We start from the raw sequence: 4077 nt of genomic DNA on the forward strand, positions 1-4077 counted from the left end.
CGTGCTGGGCGGCGACCGCATCAATTTCCGCCGGGGCTTCCGGTGGACGCTGTCGCGCCGCATCCATTTCTTCGGCATGGTGGGCGGCGCGCAGAAGACCGAGCGGCTCAACGCCTCGCGCGGGCTGATCTTTCCGGTGCGCTGGCACGAGCCCTTCGGCCTGGCCGTCATCGAGAGCCTGTACTTCGGCTGCCCCGTGTTCTCGACGCCCTACGGCGCGCTGCCGGAACTGGTGCCCGCCGAATGCGGCGTGCTGGCGGACAACGCCAGTGCCCTGGCCGAGGCGGTGCGCGCCAACCGCTTCGACCCCCGGGCCTGCCACGACCATGCCGTGCGCCACTTCGGCGCCGAGCGCATGGCGCGCGACTACCTGCGCATGTACGAGCGTGTGCTGGCGGGTGAGACGCTCAATGCCCAGGCGCCCGTGATCCAGGGCGAGGCCCGCTCGCTCGCCTGGCGCAACTGAGCCGGGGCGGGCGCTGCGCCGCGCTGCGCTCAGACCGCCGCGTGAACCGTGAACCCCATCGGCACCGGGCCGAAGTCCTGGATCACCTTCAGTCCCAGCGACCGGGCGCCTTGGCGGTGGTGATGCAGCCGTCCGTGCGGCCGTGCCGGCATTCCACGGCGGCCTGCGCATTGCTGTTGACGAAGCACAGCTCCGTGCCGGGGGGCGCCAGCTGCTGCGGCGCGGGATGGGTCGAGATGGTGCGGGGCGCCTCGCCCGTGCGCGATGCCAGGATCATGTTGAAAGTGGGCATCACGAAGACATCCACCATCTGGAAGCGGTTCAGGTTGGAGAACACGAGCTTGTGCAGGTCGGGATACGCCACGCACCCCAGCACCGCGATGGCCGGGTCGTCATGGAGCGACTCCGCGGCGATCTCGAAGGTGGGGTGCAGGTGCACGGTGCCTTTGCGGCCGTTGCGCCGGAACCATTCGTGGGCTGCGGCTTCGCAGTTGGTGCCGGCCGGCCCGAGGGTGTGGATGACCCGGATGTCTTTGACTGCCATGGTGGAACGGGGTGGATCGGTGAGCAAAGTGGACCCCTCGGTCGGGTATTCCGTTGGGCGGAATGCAGGATAAGGGAAACCGCCTTCCGAAGCCACCCGGATCCCGGGGCCAAGCCGCAGAACGAACGAAACAGATGTGACCATGCGCAACAGCGGGCGCATTCGCGTGATGGCGACCCCGGGGGTATGCCGACGCTAGCGTGGCGCGTGGCGCGTGCCGCGCCCTCGCAGGGAGGTCAGGCGCTCGCCAACGGCAGGCTGAGCACGAAGCAGGCGCCGCTCTCGCCATCGGGGCGGTCTTCGCAGCGCACCGTGCCGCCCGAGCGTTCCGCGATGGACCGCACCAGCGCGAGCCCCAGGCCCACGCCGCCGGCGCGCTCGCTGGCGCCGGGCAGCCGGTAGAAGGGTTCGAAGATGCGCTCGCGCTGGGCCGGCGGCACGCCGGGGCCCTGGTCGCACACGCGCACTTCGGCGTGGGTGCCGGTGCGCTGCAGCCCCACCGTGATGTCGCCCTGGCTGTAGCGGCGGGCGTTTTCCAGCAGGTTGCGCAGGGCGCGGCGCAGCAGCTTGGCCACGCCGTTCACCTCCAGGCCGTCCGCGCTGGCGGCGCCGGCTTCCAGCTCGGCATCCACCCGCACGCACTCCTCGGCCGCCAGGCCCAGCAGGTCCACCAGTTCGATGGTGCCCATGTCCGCCTCGCGCGCGTCCAGGCGGCTGGCGAGCAGGATCTCGTCCACCAGCTGGTCCAGCTCGGCGATGTTGCGCAGGATCTCGTCGCGGAACGCCGGGGACGGGGCCGAGCCCTGCATCAGTTCCAGCCCCATGCGGATGCGCGTGAGCGGCGAGCGCAGCTCGTGCGAGGCATTGGCCAGCAGCGACTTGTGGGATTTGACGAGCGTCTCGATGCGCGCGGCCGCGGCGTTGAACTGGCGCGCCAGATCGGCCACTTCGTCATGCCCGGTCTCGGCCACGCGCACGGACAGATCGCCTTCGCCGAAGCGCTGCACGCCGCGCTGCAAGGTCTCCAGCCGCTGCAGCAGCCGCCGGATGATGGGGAACACGCCCACGGCCACGGCCACGCCGACCAGGCCCAGCATCCAGAGGAAGCCGAACGGCGGGCGCGTCCAGAACGCCACCTCGCCGCGCCGGTCGGGGCCAGGCGGCTTCGGGCGCGGCGCCATCTGCAGCGAGAACACCTCGCCGCCCTCGGCCTCCACCCGGAACTCCAGCCCCTCGGCCGGCCCGTTCGGGATGCGCGTGGCCAGCCCGCGCAGCACCGGCTCGCCGCGCCCGTTGATCAGCACCATCTCGCGGGCGGGCGGGGTGGGGGGCGTCTGCGCGTTCTGGTCCGAGGCGATGCGCCAGGCCCATCCCACGGCCAGGGTGAGCACGGCCACGCCCACCACCACGGCCAGCCAGATGCGCAGATAGAGGCGCCGGGAAAACGGGTTGGACATGGGTCAGTCTTGCTGCTTGGCGAACACATAGCCCACGCCGCGCACCGTGAGGATGCGGCGGGGGTTCTTGGCGTCCTGCTCGATCGCGGCGCGGATGCGGCCCATGTGCACGTCGATGGAGCGGTCGAAGGCCTCCAGCTCGCGGCCGCGCACGGCCTCCATGATCTGGTCGCGCGTGAGCACGCGGCCCGCGCGTTCGGCCAGCGCCACCAGCAGGTCGAACTGGTAGGAGGTGAGCTCGGCCGGCTGCCCGCTCACGGTGACGGTGCGCGCGTCGCGGTCGATCTCCAGCGAGCCGAAGCGCAGCACCTGCGCGGCGGGCGTGCCGCCGTCGGTGCGCCGGCGCAGGATGGCGCGGATGCGGGCGAGCAGCTCGCGCGGCTCGAACGGCTTGGGCAGGTAGTCGTCGGCGCCCAGCTCCAGGCCGATGATGCGGTCCATCGGGTCGCCCTTGGCGGTCAGCATGAGCACCGGCACCTGCGCCGCCGGCCCCTGCAGCGAGCGGATGCGGCGGCACACTTCGAGCCCGTCCATGTCCGGCAGCATGAGGTCCAGGATCACCAGGTCGGGCAGGGGCCCCGCATCGCCCCCCTGCAGGCGCGCCATGCCGCTCTTGCCATCGGCCATGTGCGTCACTTCCAGGCCCGACTGGCCGAGGTATTCCCCCACCATCTGGGCGAGGCGGAAGTCGTCTTCGATCATCAACAGTTGAGAGCTCATGGCGGGTGTCCTTGGGGGAGGCTTCATCGTCGCGCCGGGGGGCGTCGTTGCGTTGAAGTCCCCGTAAAGTTAGGTAAACCAGGGGCATGCCCCCAGCCAGGGCCATTTTGCGGCCGCGCAGGCCGGGCCGGCGTGGTGTGCTCCATGTGCTACTGAATTGATAGCTTCGACGGCATGAAAATCAACGGCGTGGGGGCGTTTCGATCCTGGACGCCAGCGCCACCAGCACCAGCACCGGCAGTCCCAGCAGCGCCGTCCCCACGAAAAACTCGGTGTAGCCGAAGGCGTCCACGAAGCGCCCCGAAAAGCCCGCGATCCACTTGGGCGCCAGCAGCATCATGGAGCTGAACAGCGCGTACTGCGTGGCCGAATACTGCACGTTGGTGAGACTGGACAGGTAGGCGATGAACGCCGCCGACGCGATGCCCCCCGCCAGGTTGTCGGCCGACACCACGAAGACCAGCCCCGTCACGTCGTGCCCGCGCAGGCCCAGCCAGGCGAACAGCAGGTTGCTGCAGGCGCTGAGCACCGCGCCCAGCATCAGCACGCGCATCACGCCCAGGCGCATGGACAGCACGCCGCCCACGAAGGCGCCGGCCAGCGTCATCAGCACGCCGAACACCTTGGTGACCGCGGCGACCTCGTCCTTGGTGTAGCCCATGTCCACGTAGAACGGGTTGGCCATGATGCCCATCACCACGTCGCTGATGCGGTACACGGCGATGAGCGCCAGGATCAGCGCCGCCTGCCAGCGGTAGCGCCCGATGAAGTCCGCGAACGGATCGACCAGCGCGCCGCGCAGCCACTCGGCCGGGTTGCGCGCGGGCGGCAGCGGGCGCGGCACGGGCTCGCGCGACAGCAGCACGGTCGCGGTGCCCACCAGCATCGAG

General features: G+C 70.6%; 5 protein-coding genes. 1 reads left to right on the plus strand and 4 read right to left on the minus strand.

Features of this window, described 5'->3' with window-relative positions; all coding sequences use genetic code 11:
* Positions 1 to 466, plus strand: a 466-nt coding sequence (locus AC27IO_RS21390) for a glycosyltransferase (protein ID WP_498740655.1), incomplete at its 5' end; no start/stop codon positions are given.
* An 88-nt stretch (positions 467 to 554) separates the two neighbouring features.
* On the opposite strand, the gene AC27IO_RS21395 is transcribed toward AC27IO_RS21390, so the two are convergent.
* The 4 genes from AC27IO_RS21395 to AC27IO_RS21410 all read right to left on the minus strand — a co-directional run.
* The gene (locus AC27IO_RS21395) at positions 555 to 1010 is read right to left on the minus strand and encodes a hypothetical protein (protein ID WP_498740657.1); all 456 of its coding nucleotides are present in this window, start codon (positions 1008 to 1010) and stop codon (positions 555 to 557) included.
* Positions 1011 to 1246: 236 nt separating this feature from the next.
* On the minus strand, positions 1247 to 2467 hold the full coding sequence (locus AC27IO_RS21400) for a HAMP domain-containing sensor histidine kinase (protein ID WP_284430298.1): 1221 nt from the start codon (positions 2465 to 2467) through the stop codon (positions 1247 to 1249).
* A gap of 3 nt (positions 2468 to 2470) precedes the next feature.
* Entirely contained in the window at positions 2471 to 3187 is a 717-nt protein-coding gene (locus AC27IO_RS21405; RefSeq protein ID WP_284427522.1) for a response regulator, read from the minus strand.
* A 181-nt stretch (positions 3188 to 3368) separates the two neighbouring features.
* Positions 3369 to 4077: MFS transporter (locus AC27IO_RS21410; RefSeq protein ID WP_498740660.1), on the minus strand; the 709-nt coding region annotated here is incomplete at its 5' end.

The sequence above is a fragment of the Acidovorax sp. KNOB132 genome, from assembly GCF_057541515.1.